A 20,526-nucleotide genomic window follows, 5' to 3' on the forward strand; every position below is an offset into this window, starting at 1 on the left:
AAGGCAATGGCAGATATAGATTATCTAAGTAATATCAATCTCAATCAGAATCAGATTATTAATGTGGTTCTTGATACAAGGTCCTCAGCTCCTTCAACTCCTGTAACAGGTCAGGTTTATTACAATACCGTTGATAATGCCTATTATAACTGGAATGGCACTACCTGGATAAATATCGGGGGTGATATTACTGCAGTGACTGCCGGGAACGGGCTTACCGGAGGTGGTACTTCCGGCGCAGTAACGCTTGCTGTTAATGTGGATACTATTACCCTTGAAATCAGTTCTAATGCCGTACGTATCAAAGACGGAGGGGTAACAGCGGCAAAGTTAGCTTCTGATGCGGTTACAACCATCAAAATAACTGACAAGAATGTAACATTTGCGAAGATACAGGATATACCTACCATGACTGTGATCGGTCGTACAGCAGGTGGCTCCGGAGTGCCATCAGCTATATCTATTTTGAACGAGAATGACATGGTTAGTAATAGCTCAACAGGCCTTCCCACGCAGTCGAGTGTAAAAACTTATGTTGATGGTAGAATAGCAAGCATAGGTACTCTTCAAGGGGGTTTCGATGCCAGTGTAGCTACCAATCTTCCTGGTACAGGGTCTACCAAAAAAGGTGATTACTGGTATGTGACGGTGGCAGGAACTGTGCAATCACAGGTTTTCAATGTAGGTGATGTAATTGTGGCTAATCAGGATGCTCCAACAGTTACCACACCCGGCCATTATATATTTCTTGAATCGAACAGAGGCCAGGCAAGTACTTCTGTGTTGGGCTTGACTACCTACGCAACCAATGCCGAAACACAAACAGGCACAGAAACACTAAAAGCGGTCACGCCTGCCGGGTTAGCTTCTCTTACTGCTTCTGAAACACGGGCAGGTTTAGCAGAAATAGCTACGCAGACTGAAACTAATACAGGCACAGATGATGTAAGGTACATCACGCCATTGAAATTCAAAACGTTCTTCGACGCAAAAGCCGGGGCTTATGTTGCGAATATTGGCAATGGTTCTGCTACAGCAATAGCGGTAACTCATAGCCTTGGGACTGTAGATGTGGCGGTAGAAGTTTTCAGGGTTTCTACAGGTGCAACAGTTTTTGTAGATGTTGTTCGTACCTCTACATCAGTCGTAACACTTAATTACAATACAGCACCCTCAACAGGACAGTTCAGGGTTCTTATCAGAAAAGTCGTAGCATAATGGATTTCAGAAGCGACCTAAATATTGATGGAAAACTAACTGTTGCTTCCGTAGCTACGGAGGCGACTTCGTGGGATGCTTTGTTTCGTAGCTCTTCCGGTGATGTTACCAAGCGTGTATTAGATACGATGGCCTTGCAAAGCACAGGAAGCTACTACGACAAAACAGCTTCTGATGCGCGATATTGGACAATGGGCGGCAATGCCCTCAGCAATACAACAAAATTAGGCTCGACGAACAATTACAATATCCAGCTCGTACACAATGATGTTCTGGCTGCTACTATCCGCTCAGAGGGTATTGCTGATATAAAAAAAATAGTTGTTGGGCGTGGGCCTGGTGCTTTTGATACTTTTGAGGCTATTGCCGCCTTCGGCGGTAACGTGATCATTGGCGGTTGGAACTCAACTGCCCAGAACAGCTATGACCTGAACATGATTGCGCATACGACTCAGGATAACCCCAACAATGCTTCAAGAAAAAACCGGATTAAGTTCGGATACTACAGCGGTGCTGATTTTGCGAACCGATACAAGCGTAGTATAGAATACTGGCGTTCGGATGATAGTTTGGTCATTGGCTCTTATAGCACTTTAATTGGAGACCTCGCAACTACAGCGCCTACCGAGCTTAACTCAATATATATTAGTTCCGAAGGGAATATAGGTATTGGCACAGCATCTAATGCGGTTAATTCATTAAGCCTGAGTACCTATATGACTGGGGCGTCGTCTGTTGCCGCATTTCTTAATAATGGTCAGATAAGAACAGGGGTTACCGGAACAGCGACATACTTTCAGACATTAGCTAACACACAGGCGACAAGTTTCAGCCTAAATGCACTTGTTCATTACAGTGTCGGACAAGGCACTTTCGGTGCAGGGAGCACCGTCGTAAATCAATACGGGTTTTTAGTAGACAGTTCTTTAACAGGAGCTACTAATAATTTCGGGTTTCGTGGGAACATTCCTGCCGCCACGGGGCGATGGAATTTGTACATGGTTGGCACTGCTGACAATTACCTTGCCGGGAATCTTGCCATCGGAACTTCTAATACGTTGACAGGATATATCTTGCGCATAACAAAAGGTTTATCAGGTGCCGCAACCTCTTACGGGGTATCTGCGGAGTTGAATGTTCAGACAGGTGTAACAAGCGCCAACATTTTTCTGAGTAGTATAACAACGGCCGGAGATGCTAATGTAACTACGCTCAGACATTTTGCAGCTGCACAAGGTACATTTTCCGGCTCTGTTACGACACAGATTGGCTTTCATGCTTTAGCGTCTCTGACAGGTGCAACCAATAACTACGCATTTTATGGGGATATTTTCTCAGGTTCGGGAAGATGGAATCTTTTCATGAATGGAACGGCTAATAACTATATGGCTGGGGGCTTAGGAATTGGAACAACGGCAATAGGTGGTTATCATCTCAGAATAGGACGGGCGTTTACTGATTCGTTTTCTTATGGCATACGCATAGACGGACAAATTCAATCACCTGTAACAAGTGGTGTCAATTTTTTCAGGAGTGACTTGTCTACACAAGCTGCCGCTTTCAACGTTAACACAGCTATTCATTACTATGCCGTTCAGGGTGCAATCGGTGAAGGTAGCTCAGTGACTAATCAGTTTGGTTTCCGGGTTGATGGTGGTATGGTAGGTGCCACGAATAATTATGCTTTTTATTCCACAATACCCGAATCGGGCAATAGCAATTGGAATTTGTTTTTACCTGGAACCGCTCCTAATTATACAGCTGGCGCTTTTGGCATTGGTGGGACGGGATTTACAGGGGTGAATTTCCGTGTTTCAAGACCTATTAGCGGCTCGAGTACAAGTATTTCAAGCTGGGTGAACGGACAAGTGCAAAATACAGGTGGAACTACAAATGCCTACTACCATAGAACGGATTCCTCTATTGCCGGTGATGTTTCCCTGACAACGCTTTTCCATTATGCAGCACTTCAAGGAACTTTCACGGGGTCAGCAACAAACCAGATGGGTTTTTCTGTCGGGTCTTCACTAACAGGAGCCACTAATAATTACGGTTTTCATTCAAATTTAGCCTCTTCATCCGGAAGATGGAATTTTTATGCTGCGGGGACTGCTGATAACTATTTTGCAGGCAATACAGGTTTTGGGGTTACAAATCCTACCTATAAACTGGATGTTGCCGGAACAGGGCATTTCACGCAGAATGTAACATTTGATGCAAATGCCATTTGTGCCACTGCCCCTACAAGTGCTAATCACCTGACAAATAAGGCGTATGTAGATAGTCTTTCTTTTGTCAAAAGGGGAGATACTGTCAAAACTATTTCGCTGGCAAATATCACCCTTTCAGGAACACAAACAATTAACGGCGTGTCAGTTATAGCAGGGGATCTGGTATTGGTAGCCGGACAATCAACAGCCAGTCAGAATGGAGTATATGTCGTAGCGGCCGGGGGTTGGTCCCGTTCGACTGCCAACGATTCTGATAGCGAGATTAGAGGAGCCTATCACCTGGTTACCCACGGCACCTATGCCAATCAAAGGTATATTAACACTAATCCGACTACCATTACAGTGGGTACAACTGCCATTACCTATGCGCTTGATTTTGGTTCGGAAACTGACCCTATCTGGAATGCTTTCAAGACAGACCAGGATATTACGCCGACGCGAATCGGACAATGGAATACGGCATATACATTTGCCTCTACCTTAACCTCTACGAGTGCACTTACTGAGGGCTCTAACCTGTATTTTACAACCGCGCGTGTTTTAACTACCGCCTTGACAGGTTATTCAGTCGGTTCAAATACTGCGTTAGCTGCTGGCGATACAGTCTTGCAGGCATTTCAGAAAGTACAGGGACAAATAAATAGCCGATTGGTGATAGGCGGAAATACCGCAGGATCAGCAATCACGGTAGGCACAAACGATGCTTTTGACTTTTCTCTTGAAAGAAACAATGTTACTCAGGTCACTTTGAAAAGCACCGGAACAGAGTTTGCAAGTGATGTGAATTTTCTTGGAAAACTTAAAATAGCAGGCAGTACAGGTGTTGACCACCAGTTTCTCAAATATAACGGTAGTTCCAATGAATGGGCTTACCTGAATACAGGAGAATTGCAGGACAAGAACGACATTGTAATGCTTGACACCTATAACGGTGAACGAGGATTTCAGCTATATTCTGATAATACAAAAGCATACGCAAATGCCCTTGTTTTCTCTAATCAGGATGCAGGTATTGCACTTGGATTGCATGGTTATTCTGTAGGAGATTCAGATGTAGTTAAGGAATTTGGAATACAGTTAGATGTTGATGGGTATCTCTACCACAGGAAATTAGATGGCACACGTTCACGTATTGCGACTATTGATATGGTTTCAGGGGGAAATAATGGCTATATTGTTGATGGAGGAACATCATATAATGGACTTACTATGACAATGACAAGTAGTAATACTCAGTACCCAAAACTCTTTTTTAATGACAATAGACCCGGGATATATGGATTTACGAGTGAAGTATATGGAGGATTGCCATACATGGGACCAGGCAGTTCTGGAAATATACACTATGGGTTGAATTTGAACGCTTATGGAGGAGGGCATATCACAATAGGCACTTATGGAGTGGATAATATTGGAGTTCCCGGACAAATAAACCTGTTTGGGAAATTTAAACTAAATGATGCTTATTTCAATTTTCCATCCGGGTCAGGATTAGGGGCATTATCTGGTGCAAGATGTGTACTTAGATTAACCCCTAATGGAAGCGGCCAATACACAATAACACTTGAACAAGAGTAAACAATAACCAAAAAATAAACAAAACATCTTATGGAATTACAGAATTTAGACAAAGAAATGGTCAATTTTCTCACAGAGAAGCCTTTTCCTACTGAAATAGAAGGCACTAATCTAACCTATCGTAGGGCAATTGTTTTAGCTGCGTTAGCTCCGGTTTCTGAAAAAGAAACTGATGAAAAAAAGTTCAATAAATATATGTTGGCCACAAAAATTCAAAAAGAGGAGAAGCCTGACCTATCAACGGTAGAGGTTGCAGAAATTAGAGCAGGTTCTACCGTTCAGTGGCCAGCGGTAGTCCATGGCGCGTTGGTTGAATACTTAGAATCACAAGCCTCTAAAAAATAAAAAATATATTTATATGGCAACTTCCAAGCCCGAATTTCAGAATATCGTACTAAAGGATAGTGGTAATAACTTTTGCGGACTATACAAAAGTAGAATAGTACCCGTAACCGGTAGTGCCGTTACACAATACTACTGGCTACCTACTAATAGTAGTGGTGATATTGCTGATTTTCGGGTAAATATTATGAATGGCACATTTGGCTCTGATTCATCAGCCATTGCAAGCAAGCCGTCAGGATTCAATACCTATACAGATGCCTGGCCAGTTACCAAATACCTGTCTTACATGAACCTATACCCATTCCAGGATATAGGTCAGTTTCAGACAGGGGTAGGGCAGTTTATTTCTGAGGGGGCAAACAATATACTTATTCCAGTACTTTGGTCTGACGTATTTGAATCTTATAGTACGCCCTCAACAAAGAGACAAGACCAGAACCTTAACTCGTCGTATGATAAGCAAAATCAGGCTGTTGATTTCGTAAAGAACAATTACCCTAATGCAAAAATCAGTTTATTAATATGGTTAAAAATGAATGCCGGAAGAATACCCGGTTTCTGGGGAACAGCAAACAATGAAAAAGATTGTTTTGGTAATGATTTGGGGATTGAAGGATATGGAGATGCACATGCTCCCTTATCTGACAAAACAAATGGTTCCGGTCGTAGCATGATGTTAGACTTTTTCACAAAGGCCACCAATTACTATGCGAACAGGTTAGGAGCACAGTTTAATTATGTTATCCCTGCCATCACCCAACAAGCCGAATATGGATTCAATTACGAAAATGGAACAGGATCCAAGTTTAAGGCAATTATTGGTTATTCAAATGTTACCAAAGCTGCTTTCAGGACCTGGTTATTTGATGGGGTCAATAATCCGAATGCTTATGGAAGCCTTGGAGCACTAAATTCTGCCTGGGGTATATCGCATGGTAGCACAGGAGATATTCAGCCGCCAAATACCGGATTAGCACAAGGAACGCAGGATGTGCAGGGATTGAATGCGGTCTTTGCTTCACGCCGAGGTGTAGACTGGTATTTGTTCAGAGAAAGCATGTTATACGATTTTTGCAATGATTGCAAAAGTGCGGTTACATCGGCAAATTCAACCTATAGCACCAATATCAAACTGGTATTGTCTTTCGGTGGTGTTTCGCCCAATGATGAGTTGGTTCCTATGAGGGCCAGTTATGATGTAATCAAGTGGGGGCAGATAAGTAACGGACTAAAAACCGCCTTTGCTTCGGATAATCGTTTCAACGATGTTTCATTGACGCTTGATTTTGTTCAGAATTACCCTAACAAGCTCATGACTGAGTTACATCATATAGATTATGGGTCACTCAATGGATTGAATGTTCCTGTTGTTGAACCTAATATGCTTCAGTCAGGAGAAGATGCAATAGCAAACGGAGTGAAAGACCTGTTATTTATTTCGGCTCCTTTTCAGGGGCAATGGCATGATATGACCTTACGGCTGCTTAAGGCTCTGAAACCTGTTTTTCTGAGAGACAACAGCAATTCAAGAACGGGCATTGTCAACGGATTAGCTAATATCAGCCTAAGCGAATTATTGTACACTGGAAACATCGCAGGAGGTATCAATAAATGGTCTGTTGGTGGGGGACGAAGAGGAAACCGCATTAATATTAATTTTGACAATAGTACTGCCTTTGCCGGAAATGCGGATTATCCTCTTACTTTTCAGTATATGCCTAATCAGATGTACTACCTCAGACAGGAGGATATTAAAAATTCTTACTACGGATTCAGGTCTTCACAAGATGAAAGTAACGGCAAGCCCTATACCGCAAGGCAACAGGATTATAATCTCAATAGAGTGCCTATACTTCTCACAGCGTTCGGCATCACCTATAAAGCCGGCACCAAAACGTATAGTACGATTGAAATAGTAGACCAGTCAGGCGTGAAATGGGTAAAAGTGGTACAGACTTTTGGGGTATATACCTCTGAAAACGGGGTAAACTATTCTAATAACCACCCTGAATACAGGTTCTTGGATAACCCTAATTTGCCTGAGGATTGTCGTTTCTGGTTGCCCAAACCCTCTTCAGGTAATTATTATGACATAACTATAAACGTCTATGGTGCTGCCTGTATGTTTGAGGTATATCACGCAGATGATACCGCACCCGGTGGCATTGCATACAGTTCGACAAGGGTAAATTCAGATGCCGCAGGTAGTTCACGGACTATCAGGGTGTACGGTAGTCAATTAACACAAACAAACGTTAATCAACGGGTATTGAAAATTAACAATAACCGCTGGGACGTATAAAAAACAAACGTTCAACTTAAATAAATAAAAATGAAAAAACTCCTGTTTATAGGGCTATTTGCCCTTACAAGCCTGTTGAGTACTGCTCAGAATCTTGTGCCTAAAACCTTTGCCAAGGCCTATGTGATTTTTCCTGCAAACAATTCTTTTTATACCTGGTATGAAGTTGAAAATGGGACTGTGCTTGTCAATGAAGCGACTATTGCAGAATCTATTACTATCAATGCCAGTTCGCTTAAATTAGTAGGTTTTACAACGCCTCAATTTATTAATCCGAATATCTGGGATTTTGTCAGCAAACCGTCATTGCCTCAAGCCCCTGTAATAGTCAATCCTCAACCTGACAATCAGATAGGCAATGTAAAGCTCAATATACCCGGATATGCTGAGGTATCAGACATTTTCCTATCAGAAGAAATCCTGAAACACAAAGACCCTAACAGGTTGAATATTCAATTAGCTACGCATAGCATCAGCCTTGGTGAAAATATCGGTGAAAAGCGATCAATAGTTAACTACAAAATCACCGACCAGACAGGAAAGGTTTGGGTAGAGGTATTTCAGAAACAACCGACAGTAGAGGGGCGGTTGGGCGGGCTGTTTGGAAATAATCATCCTGATAAACAATACCTACCTCAACTATCAGAGGATTGTAATGTATTTCTGCCTTTAGGCAATATTTATACGATTCAGGTAGAAAACAGAGGCGATTTAGTGGTAGACTTCTGGGTGCATTTCCCCTGGAGTTCGGACGGCACCGAACGAAGGTTGCACCGGGAAGATTTAGGGTCTGGAACTGCCTATTATAGTATTGATACTAATCTGCTTGGATTGCGTGATATGCCAGATTATCAAAGGACCATCAAAATCAACGTCAATGGAAAATTATAAAGAAATAGCTATTTTGGCGTAGTGGTTTTATTTGCTGCTTGCATTGTGCTTTTTGTGTTACTCTACAGATCCATGCAGGATAATGCTACGCTACAGTATCAGAATGCCTGTTTTACGGCTGAATCGGCTCAGGAAAAGACATTTACTGAGATTTATCATGAATTGGAGAAGGTACTTGAGGCTGTCAAAAATCAAAAAATCTGTCAATCATGCAATTATCAGAAAAAGGGTTAGCAGAAATAAAATCATCTGAAGCATTCAAAGCAAGGCCTTATCAGGATAGTGTAGGCATCTGGACAATTGGTTATGGTAGTACCTTTTATCTGGACGGGAAAAGGGTATCAAAATCAGACCCTCCTATCACTGAAAAGCAAGCTGAACTTTTATTGCTTGAGGTATTCAAAAAGAATTATGCAGGGCATATACCCGATGGATTGAATCAGCATCAGTATGATGCTATCGCTTCTCTGATCTATAATATTGGTTCAAGAAATTTCAATCTTTCGACGCTTAAAAAGAAAATACTTCTCAACCCAAATGACCTATCAATAAAAGCCGAATTCCTCAAATGGAATAAAGGTACCAAAAGTGGCAAATTGGTAGTAATAGATGGATTGACTAACCGTAGAAAGAGGGAGGCTGATTTATATTTTATGCCTATAAAAGAAGAAGGGCTATCAAACTGATAGCCCTTACCTTACGTCGATATTGTTAAAAAAAATTTTATATAGGCTTGGCCTATGTTTCAAATGTAAACAAAATAAATAAAAACAACCATGTTAAACTATCAAAATATCAAGTTTGCTTTGATTCAACTTAAACAGCAAATATTCTCTCATCCTGACATGGTTGCTTTTCTTGCTTTGTTATCGAGCATTATCAGCTTTATCATAAAAACCTGGCAATTCAATATCATTCTATTTCTAGGCCTGTTTTTCTTGATAGTAATAGATACATTCACAGGAGTCAGGAGGGCAAAAAAAGCAGGCGCGTATGATTATAGGATAATGAAAGAAAAGACGGTCAACAAGGTATTAGGCTATATTATATTTTTGTTGGCATTAGGTGCATTTACAATAATGCTCTTTGTATTGAATCTGAATAATACAATTATCAATATACCTGATTCTTTACTGAATATACCTCTCATGACTTCCATCCTGTTTTTTGCAGGGGTGGAAATGCTTAGTATTAATGATAATCTGAAAAATGCCTATGGCATTAAAACGCCATCATCTGTGATGGGTAGAGTTGAGAAATTTGTAGATGATCAAGATATTTCAAAATTAACTAATAAAGACAATGTTTAAAAGTATAAAATTCTGGCTATCGCTTTCAGGTATTGCAAGTATAGCTTTTTTTGTGTGGTTTATTGTAGCAACTTTCAAAAAAGCAGCAGAACGTGATGTTTTTGAAGTGCAGTATAAATTATTGAAAATTGACAAACAGAAGCAAAAAGACTCTTTACAATATCATATAAATGCTTTTAGTGATTCGGTTGAAATCTATAAAACACGCCTGACAAAAGCCTTTATTGAAGCAAAAAACAAAAGCGAATTATATAGCTTAAATAATAGCTTAATTCCTTCTGTGCAATCAATAATTAAAGTGATGAGGGATAGTGTGATCGTGATTAATAAGCAACGAGCGAAATTAGAGGCTCAGGTACTTGAATTAGAAAAAGACCTTGAGAGAGCAAAGAAAAAACGAAAGTTTTTATAGTATTTTTTACTTTTTGGGTTACTTGAAATTGGCCGCTCATTGAACGGCCTTTTTTTGTTTAATCATTGTTAATTGTCAGTATTTCACCTAAAACAGTAGTATAGCGAGGAGACTTATATTCTTGTCGTAACTTCCATTCACGGCCAAAACCCATGGCCGCCATTCGGATAGTATCCCGTCCAACTTTTTTATTGTATTCATCCATACGCCTCATGATTTCCCGGTTTTTCTTTCCAACTTCCAAATCAATTTCAAAGAAAAGATTAGTTTGTACAAAGTCTTCTGGCACAATGCCGCTAACCATTACCCCGCATTTTTTGTAATTGAATCCGGGCTTATAGATAATATCTAACACTCGTAAAGCGGCACCAATCAAATCACCTGTATCATTCGTAGCATTTTCTATTTCAATGGTTCGTGAGATATTGTATTGTGGTTCATTACGAAAACGATTTGTATATAAGAAAACATTTAAAAGATTTGCACTGCTTTTTTGCTTTCTGAGCTTTTCTGCACAACGAGCAGCAAAAGTGGATACTGCCTCACTTATAATTACCTTATCTTTCTGTGACTTCCCAAAACTCCGGCTGTTGAGGATAGCTTTTTTAGGTTCTGGTTGTAATTCAAGAGTTAAGCAAGGAAATTCATTCAGCTCCCGAAGTGTACGAAGGCCCTGTATAGTCATTTTCTTTTTCACCCAATTTGGATTCAACAGGGAAAATTGCAGGGCATTAAAAATACTCAATTCAGTAAGTATTTTCGAGTACTGATAACCCACTCCCCAAATATCTTCGACTTTAGTTGCCTGAAGTGCAATTTGAATGTCAACAGGATTATCTAATACACAGACACCTTTTTCTCTTAAATGTTTCTTTACAAAACGATTAGCGATTTTAGCTAATGTTTTTGTTCTGGCTACGCCAATACTTACAGGAATACCTACATATTGCAGAATTGTTTGCCTGATACTATGCACAAACCCTTCCAAATCATGATAAGGCATATCTGACAAATCAACAAAAGCCTCATCAATAGAATATACTTCTATAGCCGGCGCAAGACTTTTGATTACTTCCATTACCCGGTTAGAAATATCTCCGTACAATGCATAGTTGCTTGAAAATACTTTTACACTATATTTTTGGATTGTATCTTCAATTTCATGTGCAACTGCTCCCATCTTAATACCTAATGCCTTGGCTTCCTCTGACCGGGCAATAACACAACCGTCATTATTTGATAGCACAACAACCGGCTCTTTGGCAAGCTTCGGTACAAATAACCTCTCGCAACTGGCGTAGAAATTATTACAATCAATTATGCCGAACATAATCAAGCTTCATTGATTATATATTTAACTACGCCCCAGACAATGAACTGCATTTCAGGCTCTACCTTGATAGGTTTGAAAGCTTCATTTGCAGGCATTAAATACGTTTCACCGTTGATCTTTTGAATGGTTTTAACAGTGAATTCACCATTCACAACAGCGAGGACTATTTTCCCATCCTTGGGTTTTTCGCTTCGGTCTATCACGAGCAAAGCATTGTCCATGATTCCTGCATTAATCATTGACAATCCTTTGACACGAACATAAAATGTTGAAGAAGGTCTATCAACCAAAAACTTATTTAAGTCGATTGCTACTTCAATGTAATCTTCTGCGGGAGAAGGAAACCCTGCTTGTACTGTATGCAGGTACATGGGGATTTTTTGTAAAGGTGTGTGAGGGTCGAAGCGATAAAACTCAAAAGAGTTTTCACTCCTCCTGAAAATAAGGGGATTCATTGGAGTTATAAGTTTAAATGTACAATTGGGATTCTAAAAAATCAGCAAAGTAATATCAAGTAAGTAAGGAAAGGCAAGAATAATGCAAAAGTAAAAGAGTTTAATAATTACTGATATACACAATTTGTTTAGAAGATAGAAATTTAATTTTCGATGAAATTTCACTGAAAATGAATCGTTTATTGCAACTTTTATTGCAAGTACTAGTAGAGAAGAAAGTAAAGTGCATAAAAAAAGCCTAACAACCCATTGACTGTCAGGCTTTTAAGGGGTGGAGAAGATGGGACTCGAACCCACGACCTCTTGACTGCCAGTCAAGCGCTCTAGCCAACTGAGCTACATCCCCGACTGGGTGTCCCCGACTGGGTGTCCCCGAAAAAATGAACCTGAGTTTTCTTAGGGAACGCAAAAATGCAAATTTTTCTCAATACTCCAAACATTACCAGCCCGGAATCATAAAATTAATTCCCGTTACGCCTCTCTGTACTTTACCGTTGTATATCGGAAACGCCAGATAAGGCTCTAATATCAGGTAACCAAGAGCATTGATACGCAAACTCAGACCTGTACTGATAATCGGTTTTAAGGCTAATCTTTGTTTCTCACCATCGCTGAAAATATATTCGTAGGTTTTCCCGGGCGAGCGTGTGTCATCCCAGGCCATACCCATATCAAAAAAGAAATTCAGGTCGGTAGGCACGTAAGCAAAATCAATCAGTGCCAATTTCCTGGGGCCTGTAAAAGGTAGCCTCAATTCAATATTGGTAAGCCCCATTTGTGAGCCTTTTAGCTGCTCTTCGCTTAAAGCAAGGGTAGAGGTCTGATTCCCCAATGACTTACCCCAGAAACCGTGCATATACCACGGATACCCCAGAAACATCGGGTATAATCTGTTATAATCATCTATGTTTTTTGCATTCAGGCGGCCATAATAATACAACCTTGCCGCCACTGTAAACGGCTTCATATATTTATATCTTCTGTAATCGGCAGTAATGGCATTATGGGCAATATCGCCAAAGTATCTTGAAAGCTCAAAGCGATACCGATAGCCGTTCAGCGGGGCGGTAGTACCAAAGGTAGTATTATCACCCACATAGGCCACATATAATTGTTGTAGATTAAAAGGCTTGAATCCTTTTTCGAGCAACTCTGCCTGCGGAATCCTTCGCGGAGTTTCGCTGCCCCGGTAGTAGCTGCCTGCTGCATCGCTTACACCATAATAATCACTATAAATACGACCGCTGTAACTATACCAGTTGGCACTGCCCCCAACCTCTATGCGATTGCTTCTGCTGAGTGGGTAAAAAGCAAAAAGACCCACTTCATTGATAAACAAACGATACAGGTTATAGCTCGACTGTATCAATGAATCAGTAGCCGGAATACCCAGACTTGCTTTTACTTTAGGGTCGGTAATATATTTGTTAGTCAGCTGATAGTCAGAAAAACGATAGGGAATCCGTGATATACTGGCCCCCCATTGCAATGGTTTTTTCTGATTCAGATAGGCAAACTGTCCGCCAAAATCCTGTAACTCTCCATTCAAAGCCAATACACCCGATACCTGATTATTATTGAGCATATCGCTGGCCAGACCTACTATACCTCCACCAAGACCCGTTCCCCAGCGGCTGGTAGACATCCCAACGCCCGAGCTCCCCAGATAATCTAATTTGAATTTCGGATTATACCTGAGCGTTTTCAGTTTATCGGTTTGTATTCTGCCTAAAATATGCTGTTTATTCAGATTAGTCTGCACAATGTTCCGGCCCTCTTTCCACTCTACCGGAGCCAGGGTGGCTGCGGTTTTATCAACTTTATTATCAACCAGCCTGCCTGTCAGTTCACCCTCTTTTACTACATACAGGTTGTATTTACCTCCCTGAAAATAGGAGTACACCAATTGTCCTGTTTTTGAGGCAATACTCACCGCAGGAGAATACATGGTAATACCGCTGATACCTGTAAAATAGTTGGTTAGTTTTTCAATACTGCTTTCTGCAAGCGAATAACGGTACAGGTTTCTGAAACCATCGGCATCTGACACGAAATACACAAAATTTCCGGTAGGGTCTACTAAAGGATTGAGGTTATCTGCCCCCTGAAAGAAGGCAAAGGTTTCAACTTTCGAAGAGCTTAACTCTAATCTTGAAATTGAAAAATCGGCTTTTTCCAAGCGGGCAAAATTATGCGAGCGGTCTGATACAAAGTAAATCCATTTGCCATCAGGCGACCACGCCGGTTGCAGGTCTGAGTTATCATCGTTAGTCAGATTTCTGACAGTCTCATCTTTAAGGTTAAAGGCATATAAATCACTTGTGCCATTCATTAGTCCCGAAACCACAATGGTAGTACCATCAGGCGACCACGCCGGATTAGTAAAAGAATCAACCCCTTTCAGCTCAAAAGTGCGCTTACCACCTGTACCCACATCGATAATAGATAATTTATTACGGCCTTTGCTTTGTATGACTAAAGCTAAACTCCGGCTATCCGGCGACCACGCTCCGGCAGTTTCCAGAAAACTGTAAGAATCAACGTGAGAACCAAAAGAAGTACTTTCAATCTTTCGGACAATTTTACCCGTATGAGCTTCTGCAATAAAAATATCTAATGAAATAACATTTTTTGAAGAAATATAGGCAACAAAATTACCATCCGGACTAATGGCAGGAGATAGATTCATTTCACCAGCATTTTTCACCGAAGCCACTTCTTTCCCGGTCGGAATGGTAGAAGTACCTTGTCGCAAGGGAGTGTACGTATCAACCAAAGCCTTTTTCCATCGGTTAGAAAAACGTTCTATATCCATTTTCAGGTTGCGTTTAAAGGCTGCGTCAATACCATATTTAGCGGTTTCTCTGAATAGTGGGCGAATCATGTCGTCGCCATAAGTGCCGGCTATATAAGCCCAGAAAGCTTGCCCCCAACGATACGGAAAGTATTTGTATTCTTTGGTTACGAGGTCTTTAATGGTCGGTATATCGTCACTCAACACAGCATCACGCATCCACATAGCCGTGTGAGCATCTACTCTCCCCAACGACATATATTCGGCCAGGCCCTCAACCATAAAAAGTGGTAGATTCTGAATATTGGCTAAGGTTGTGGAGTCTCCGGCGGTCATTAACTGATACTGAAACGCGTGTACCAGTTCGTGCCCCAAAACATGATCTGTCTGGCGTTTAGAATACATCACGGGCATCACCACCCTGTTGCGCAACCCTTCTGTTACACCGCCAGTGCCTTCACCTATTTGTCCGCTGATAGCAGTTGTTTCCTGAAAATCGGGGTGATTCTGATAAATAATAAGGGGATTGGGTTTAATAAAAGCGAGCTTGAAAACTTCCTGATGGATTTTATACCAGTGTTCGCTGTTAATAACAATGTCGTTCGGTACGGTATTATCTTTAAAATAGTGGTATAATTCAAAGTGAGGGCTTTGTAAAACTTTAAAACCAAATGATTTGTAACGAGGTTTGTTTTGTCCGAAATATTGCGATTGTGAAAATGATAAGTTACTGATAATCAGACTTATAATTACCAACAAGGTTTTTCTCATACCTGCGACGTAGTGTTATTTTCTTCTTATAACGAAATTTAAGAGAAAATAGCTTAAAAACTACCCCGAAAATTTATTTAGCGAAATCAGGACGACAGGCACTGGCAAATCTGGCCTTCCAGTAGTTGGTCATCATATTATCTTCAATCACCCCCTTACTTGTTGAAGCATGAATAAAAATGACTTCATCTTCACTTCTTACTTCTGTCACAATCCCGGCATGGTTGACCACTTTTCCGTTAACTGAAAAGAAAACCAGATCGCCTGTACGGATATTAGGTATGTCAATCGCAGGAAAAAACTCAGATTGTTGCCACGAAACTCGGGGAAGCTGAATGCCAAATTCTCTGAAAGTATTACATAAAAGACCAGAGCAGTCGATACCTCGCTCGTCATTACCCCCAATACGGTAAGGTACACCTGTGTATGAGCGTGCTACTTTAATCAGATTCCTGACACTCGCTGAAACATACACCTCCGGTTTTCTGGCTTTGGTTTTTACTACCGGGCGTTTTTCGTAGGCAGGTTTAGGCTTGTTTTTAGCCGCTAATTCTTCTGCTTTGCTTTTGGAGCGCAAAACCTCGCAGGCCGAAACGCTCAACAATATACTGAGCAGGTATAAGGTTCTGATTAGTTTTCTTGAGTCAGGCACGTTTGGAAAGCATTTTTTTAATCTAACGTTAAAATTATGCCAAAGTATAAAAATTCAAAACTTTTTATTTAATTTTTCCGTAATTAAAGGTGTGGTCGTTCTACAAATCCATTAACTGTCACACATAGAAAACATATAAATTCAATAAAATCTATTTATAAAAACAATGAAAAATAAAACATTCTGGAAGAGCATCGCTGTAATAGTGTGTGTGCTAATGACCATCCAGACCTATGCACAGAATAAAACCAAAGCAAACGCTAAACCCGATTGCAAGATTGAAACAGTACAAAAATCGGAGGCTGAATGGAAAAAACAACTGAGCCCTGTACAGTTTGCCGTTGCCCGCAAAGCAGGTACCGAAAGAGCTTTTACAGGCGAATACTGGGACAACCACGAAAAAGGAATCTATAAATGTGTATGCTGCGATTTAGACCTTTTCAGTTCAGATACCAAGTTTGAATCCGGTACTGGTTGGCCGAGTTTCTATAAGCCTCTCAATGACTGTAGTGTGGAGAACAAAGTAGATGCCAGCCACGGCATGGTACGCACAGAGGTAGTGTGCAACCGTTGTAAAGCCCATTTAGGACACGTTTTCGACGACGGCCCCAAACCTACAGGCTTACGCTACTGTATGAACTCGGTTTCGTTGAAGTTTGTGAAGAAGTAAAGACCCTTCATTATAAAGTCTGTATTAATAAAAGAAGGTATCAATGTTTTACAAAAAATTTATGTAAAACATTGATACCTTCTTCTTTTTACTCCTAAATTTGCCCAATCAACCTAATGAATTTTTTATAACATTCCGGCGTTGAATTAGTTTGGGATAATACTTTTATAGCCAATAATTCTGGACATATTTTTGTATATAAACAGGTATTTCAATCGTTTTTATAAGCTATTTTAAACGCTTAAATTATTCAATAGCTTAATCACTCAAACAAAGCTTTTTGCATGCTTTCACATCTTCTGATTAAGAATTATGCCCTGATTGAGCACCTCGAACTTTCTCCAGATGCCCAACTGAATATTGTTACAGGCGAAACCGGAGCAGGAAAATCTATCATGCTGGGTGCAATAGGTTTACTGCTGGGGAATCGTGCTGACGTAAAAACACTCTACAATGAAGCCGAGAAATGTATCATTGAAGGCACTTTCTCTATGGAGGGCTTCTATGTAAAAAATATATTTGACGAAGAGGAACTTGACTTCGAAAACCCCTGTATCATCCGTCGCGAAATTGCGCCAAGTGGTAAATCCCGTGCGTTTATTAATGATACTCCTGTTACGCTTGAAACGCTTCGCAAAATCACTTCGCAATTGATGGATATTCACTCGCAACACGACTCTATCCAGTTGGGCTCGAATGAATATCAGTTGACAATTGTAGATACCTATGCGCAATCCTACGACAAACTGGTAGAGTATCAGGATAAATATCGTACCTATAAAAAACTACAGGATGCCTACGAGCAGCTACAGGCCGAATCAGACCAGAACAAGAAAGAATTTGAATACAATAGTTTCCAGTTAGATGAGCTCGTAAAAGCCAAATTAGAAGCCAACGAACAAGAACTATTAGAGCAGGAACTGAATATTCTTGAACACGCCGAAGAAGTAAAGCAACGACTGCGTACGGCTTATACCTACCTGACTGACACCGAGCAATCGGTGCTGTCGGTATTACAAAGTACAGTAGGCAATCTGAATCCTATATCTGGCTATTCTCCTGAATATCAACAATATAAAGACCGTATCCAGTCTTGCCTGCTCGAACTGAAAGATGTAGCCCGTGATATTGAATCGGAAGAAGAGAGTATTGAATTAGATAGCAATCAGATAGAAACGATTCAGACCCGCTTAGATTTACTGTACAAATTGCAACAAAAACATGCCGTAAAATCGAACGGTGAATTGTTGGAGATACAGGCGATTTTAGAAGAGAAAGTAAGCAAGGTACTGAATCTGAGTGAGAATCTGTCCGCAGCCAAAGAGCGTGTAGACAAAGCCTTTGAAACGGCTACCAAATCGGCAGAGGTATTATCAAAAGCCCGTCAGAAAGTTTTACCGGAACTTGAAAGACGTGTAGTTGGTCTTTTGATAGAATTAGGTATGCCAAACGCCACGCTGAAAATCAACCACGATACCGGCAAACTCACCAACGATGGTATTGACCAGATTAACTTCCTTTTCAGTGCCAATAAGGGTATTACACCACGCCAGTTGAAAGACGTAGCTTCGGGTGGAGAGTTCTCTCGTTTAATGTTAGCCATCAAGTATGTTTTAGGCGACAAACGCTCGTTACCTACCATCATTTTCGATGAAATTGATACAGGTATTTCGGGTGAGGTGGCTATAAAAGTAGGTAAAATGATGCGTGAAATGGCACAGAGTTTACAGGTAATAGCCATCACGCATTTACACCAGATAGCAGGCCGTGGCACAAGCCATTTCTTTGTGTATAAAGATAATAGTTCAACCAGAACCGTCAGTAGAATGCGTGAGCTGAAAGCCGATGAACGCATTGTAGAAATAGCCAAAATGATAGGTGGCGAAAACCCTTCAGAAAGCGCTATCCACAGTGCCATAGAGATTTTAGGAGTAAATGTATAAGATTATAAACCAACACACCAATTACAATGAAAGTACTATTGTATGTATCAGTCATCATTTTTGCTATTTCCTGTTCCAATAAGTTTGCTGATGAGGCAATCAGGTTAAAAGAAGAAACATTTAAACTTCATGACGAGATAATGCCAGTAAGTATGGAACTGGAGGATTATCGTGAGAAAGTAATGGCAAAAGCCGAAACAATGGATACAACAGCTAAACAACAGGCCTTAGCCATTTCTAAAGCGCTTGACCAGGCCTATAATGATATGGAAATCTGGATGCCTAAACTGGGCGATGCCGCTGATATGAAAGACAGCCAGGAAAAAGTAGATGCGCTGGTTGAACTGAAAGCAGACGGCGACAAGATTAAGCAAAAAACCCTTGATGCCAAGAACAAAGCAGAAGACTTTTTAAAGTAGAGAAACCAGGGTTTTAACGAAAAACTATCTCCATTCGGGGCAGGATTATCCCGAATGGTTTTTTACTATATGAAGCACTTATTGATTATATTAACTGGTCTGGCAATCATTACTGGTGCCTGCCAGCCTAAAAAACTGCCCATATTGGGCGAGCGTGAATTTATAAACGGCGACTCGGTGTATCATACCATTCCTGATTTTCAATTGGTTGATCAGGACAGCAATCTGGTTACTAATAAAACCTACGAAAACAAAATCTATGTAGCTGATTTTTTCTTTACAACCTGCCCGACAATTTGCCCGATTATGAAGACCCAGATGCTTCGCATCTATGATAAATTCAAGGATAATCCTGAGGTAGGTATTCTCTCGCATACAATTGACCCTCGTCATGATACGGTGGCTGTTCTGAAAGCCTATGCCAGACGCCTGGGTGTTTCAGGTAATTTCTGGCACTTTGTTACAGGAGATAAAAAAACCATCTATGAATTAGGTCAAAAAGAATACATGGTAACCGCAAATGAAGATTCTGCTGCCGCAGGCGGTTATATACATAGCGGTGCCTTCTTATTAGTCGATAAAAAGCGCAGAATACGTGGGCAGTACGATGGCACTAAAGAAGACCAGGTAAGCCGTTTGATGAAAGATATGGAGGTTTTGCTGAAGGAAAAGGAATAGATTTATTAAAAAGATAGAATTTAATTCGGAGAATTGTACAGATTCATGATAAAAAAAATAAAATATATTCCCCTCCTCATCCTCCTCAACTCCTGCCAATCACCAGAAAAGGTAAAACTGGAACAATACTATATAGGCGGAAAAGAAATCTTTGAGCAAAACTGTGCCAACTGCCACCAGAAAGATGGTAAAGGACTACAAAACCTCTATCCGCCCATTGTCGGAAGTGATTATCTAAAAGATAAATCAGCGGTAATTTTAGCCATTAAAAACGGGTTGGCAGGAGAAATAAAAGTAAACGGCAAAACCTATAACCAACCCATGCCAGCCAACAGCCACCTGCAAAGTCTGGACATTGCCGAAGTTGTTACCTATATTTACAGCGAATGGAGCAATGAGCGAAAGATTACAACGGTAGAGGAAGTAGAAAAGATACTGAATAAAAAATAATGAATTACCAAAAGTGGCGTAATGAGCAGTCAATTGTAAAACAACAAGAACTCCCGTTTACCTTATCGAAATAA

Annotated in this window: 18 protein-coding genes and 1 tRNA gene; 14 read left to right on the forward strand and 5 right to left on the reverse strand. The window is 40.6% G+C overall.

The window, feature by feature from the left end:
• Positions 1–6: 6 nt before the first annotated feature.
• The 9 genes from H1R81_RS16815 to H1R81_RS16855 all read left to right on the forward strand — a co-directional run bounded on the left by H1R81_RS16815 (position 7) and on the right by H1R81_RS16855 (position 10,287).
• On the forward strand, positions 7–1,218 hold the full coding sequence (locus H1R81_RS16815) for a hypothetical protein (protein ID WP_181842247.1): 1,212 nt from the start codon (positions 7–9) through the stop codon (positions 1,216–1,218).
• Positions 1,218–5,027, forward strand: coding sequence for a hypothetical protein (locus H1R81_RS16820; protein WP_181841917.1), 3,810 nt, complete (start codon positions 1,218–1,220; stop codon positions 5,025–5,027). Before H1R81_RS16815 ends, H1R81_RS16820 begins: the two co-directional genes overlap by 1 nt.
• A 30-nt stretch (positions 5,028–5,057) precedes the next feature.
• Complete coding sequence (locus tag H1R81_RS16825) at positions 5,058–5,372, forward strand: hypothetical protein (RefSeq protein WP_181841918.1); 315 nt, start codon at positions 5,058–5,060, stop codon at positions 5,370–5,372.
• A gap of 13 nt (positions 5,373–5,385) precedes the next feature.
• Positions 5,386–7,674 (forward strand): hypothetical protein, encoded by a 2,289-nt coding sequence (locus H1R81_RS16830; RefSeq protein ID WP_181841919.1) that lies wholly within the window; start codon positions 5,386–5,388, stop codon positions 7,672–7,674.
• A gap of 30 nt (positions 7,675–7,704) precedes the next feature.
• Positions 7,705–8,565, forward strand: a complete 861-nt coding sequence (locus H1R81_RS16835; protein ID WP_181841920.1) for a hypothetical protein — start codon at positions 7,705–7,707, stop codon at positions 8,563–8,565.
• Positions 8,566–8,619: 54 nt separating this feature from the next.
• The gene (locus tag H1R81_RS16840; protein WP_181841921.1) at positions 8,620–8,799 is read left to right on the forward strand and encodes a hypothetical protein; all 180 of its coding nucleotides are present in this window, start codon (positions 8,620–8,622) and stop codon (positions 8,797–8,799) included.
• On the forward strand, positions 8,775–9,251 hold the full coding sequence (locus H1R81_RS16845; RefSeq protein ID WP_181841922.1) for a lysozyme: 477 nt from the start codon (positions 8,775–8,777) through the stop codon (positions 9,249–9,251). The genes H1R81_RS16840 and H1R81_RS16845 overlap by 25 nt, the downstream gene beginning before the upstream one ends.
• A gap of 90 nt (positions 9,252–9,341) precedes the next feature.
• Positions 9,342–9,875: a phage holin family protein gene (locus tag H1R81_RS16850; protein WP_181841923.1), complete on the forward strand. Its 534-nt coding sequence runs from the start codon at positions 9,342–9,344 to the stop codon at positions 9,873–9,875.
• On the forward strand, positions 9,868–10,287 hold the full coding sequence (locus H1R81_RS16855; protein WP_181841924.1) for a hypothetical protein: 420 nt from the start codon (positions 9,868–9,870) through the stop codon (positions 10,285–10,287). Before H1R81_RS16850 ends, H1R81_RS16855 begins: the two co-directional genes overlap by 8 nt.
• A gap of 58 nt (positions 10,288–10,345) precedes the next feature.
• Here the strand turns inward: H1R81_RS16855 and H1R81_RS16860 are convergent, their stop codons facing one another.
• The 5 genes from H1R81_RS16860 to H1R81_RS16880 all read right to left on the reverse strand — a co-directional run bounded on the left by H1R81_RS16860 (position 10,346) and on the right by H1R81_RS16880 (position 16,292).
• Positions 10,346–11,617: a Y-family DNA polymerase gene (locus tag H1R81_RS16860; protein WP_181841925.1), complete on the reverse strand. Its 1,272-nt coding sequence runs from the start codon at positions 11,615–11,617 to the stop codon at positions 10,346–10,348.
• Positions 11,618–11,619: 2 nt separating this feature from the next.
• A complete protein-coding gene (locus H1R81_RS16865; protein WP_181841926.1) occupies positions 11,620–12,075 on the reverse strand; it encodes a LexA family transcriptional regulator in 456 nt (151 codons plus the stop codon).
• Positions 12,076–12,347: 272 nt separating this feature from the next.
• A tRNA-Ala gene (locus H1R81_RS16870) sits at positions 12,348–12,421 on the reverse strand.
• 93 nt (positions 12,422–12,514) lie between these two features.
• Positions 12,515–15,640, reverse strand: a complete 3,126-nt coding sequence (locus H1R81_RS16875; RefSeq protein ID WP_181841927.1) for a PD40 domain-containing protein — start codon at positions 15,638–15,640, stop codon at positions 12,515–12,517.
• 73 nt (positions 15,641–15,713) lie between these two features.
• Positions 15,714–16,292, reverse strand: coding sequence for an NlpC/P60 family protein (locus H1R81_RS16880; protein ID WP_310588087.1), 579 nt, complete (start codon positions 16,290–16,292; stop codon positions 15,714–15,716).
• A 166-nt stretch (positions 16,293–16,458) separates the two neighbouring features.
• Here H1R81_RS16880 and msrB point away from each other — a divergent pair, with 166 nt between their 5' ends.
• The 5 genes from msrB to H1R81_RS16905 all read left to right on the forward strand — a co-directional run bounded on the left by msrB (position 16,459) and on the right by H1R81_RS16905 (position 20,452).
• Positions 16,459–16,962, forward strand: coding sequence for a peptide-methionine (R)-S-oxide reductase MsrB (msrB, locus tag H1R81_RS16885; protein WP_220275244.1), 504 nt, complete (start codon positions 16,459–16,461; stop codon positions 16,960–16,962).
• Between the two features lie 284 nt (positions 16,963–17,246).
• Positions 17,247–18,905 carry a DNA repair protein RecN gene (gene recN / locus H1R81_RS16890; protein WP_181841928.1) on the forward strand — a complete coding sequence of 553 codons (1,659 nt, stop codon included), beginning with the start codon at positions 17,247–17,249 and terminating at the stop codon, positions 18,903–18,905.
• Positions 18,906–18,931: 26 nt separating this feature from the next.
• Positions 18,932–19,324: a hypothetical protein gene (locus tag H1R81_RS16895; RefSeq protein WP_181841929.1), complete on the forward strand. Its 393-nt coding sequence runs from the start codon at positions 18,932–18,934 to the stop codon at positions 19,322–19,324.
• 69 nt (positions 19,325–19,393) lie between these two features.
• Entirely contained in the window at positions 19,394–20,002 is a 609-nt protein-coding gene (locus H1R81_RS16900; RefSeq protein ID WP_181841930.1) for an SCO family protein, read from the forward strand.
• 45 nt (positions 20,003–20,047) lie between these two features.
• Positions 20,048–20,452 (forward strand): cytochrome c, encoded by a 405-nt coding sequence (locus H1R81_RS16905; protein WP_181841931.1) that lies wholly within the window; start codon positions 20,048–20,050, stop codon positions 20,450–20,452.
• Positions 20,453–20,526: the final 74 nt, after the last annotated feature.

Origin of the sequence: Emticicia sp. BO119 (genome assembly GCF_013912375.1) — a bacterium.
Taxonomy (GTDB): Bacteria; Bacteroidota; Bacteroidia; order Cytophagales; family Spirosomataceae; genus Emticicia.

Coding starts and splice junctions, on each gene's coding strand:
- H1R81_RS16815 (WP_181842247.1), top strand. CDS start 7: ATGGCAGATATAGATTATCTAAGTAATATCAATCTCAATCAGAATCAG.
- H1R81_RS16820 (WP_181841917.1), top strand. CDS start 1,218: ATGGATTTCAGAAGCGACCTAAATATTGATGGAAAACTAACTGTTGCT.
- H1R81_RS16825 (WP_181841918.1), top strand. CDS start 5,058: ATGGAATTACAGAATTTAGACAAAGAAATGGTCAATTTTCTCACAGAG.
- H1R81_RS16830 (WP_181841919.1), top strand. CDS start 5,386: ATGGCAACTTCCAAGCCCGAATTTCAGAATATCGTACTAAAGGATAGT.
- H1R81_RS16835 (WP_181841920.1), top strand. CDS start 7,705: ATGAAAAAACTCCTGTTTATAGGGCTATTTGCCCTTACAAGCCTGTTG.
- H1R81_RS16845 (WP_181841922.1), top strand. CDS start 8,775: ATGCAATTATCAGAAAAAGGGTTAGCAGAAATAAAATCATCTGAAGCA.
- H1R81_RS16850 (WP_181841923.1), top strand. CDS start 9,342: ATGTTAAACTATCAAAATATCAAGTTTGCTTTGATTCAACTTAAACAG.
- H1R81_RS16855 (WP_181841924.1), top strand. CDS start 9,868: ATGTTTAAAAGTATAAAATTCTGGCTATCGCTTTCAGGTATTGCAAGT.
- H1R81_RS16860 (WP_181841925.1), bottom strand. CDS start 11,617: ATGTTCGGCATAATTGATTGTAATAATTTCTACGCCAGTTGCGAGAGG.
- H1R81_RS16865 (WP_181841926.1), bottom strand. CDS start 12,075: ATGAATCCCCTTATTTTCAGGAGGAGTGAAAACTCTTTTGAGTTTTAT.
- H1R81_RS16875 (WP_181841927.1), bottom strand. CDS start 15,640: ATGAGAAAAACCTTGTTGGTAATTATAAGTCTGATTATCAGTAACTTA.
- msrB (WP_220275244.1), top strand. CDS start 16,459: ATGAAAAATAAAACATTCTGGAAGAGCATCGCTGTAATAGTGTGTGTG.
- recN (WP_181841928.1), top strand. CDS start 17,247: ATGCTTTCACATCTTCTGATTAAGAATTATGCCCTGATTGAGCACCTC.
- H1R81_RS16895 (WP_181841929.1), top strand. CDS start 18,932: ATGAAAGTACTATTGTATGTATCAGTCATCATTTTTGCTATTTCCTGT.
- H1R81_RS16900 (WP_181841930.1), top strand. CDS start 19,394: ATGAAGCACTTATTGATTATATTAACTGGTCTGGCAATCATTACTGGT.
- H1R81_RS16905 (WP_181841931.1), top strand. CDS start 20,048: ATGATAAAAAAAATAAAATATATTCCCCTCCTCATCCTCCTCAACTCC.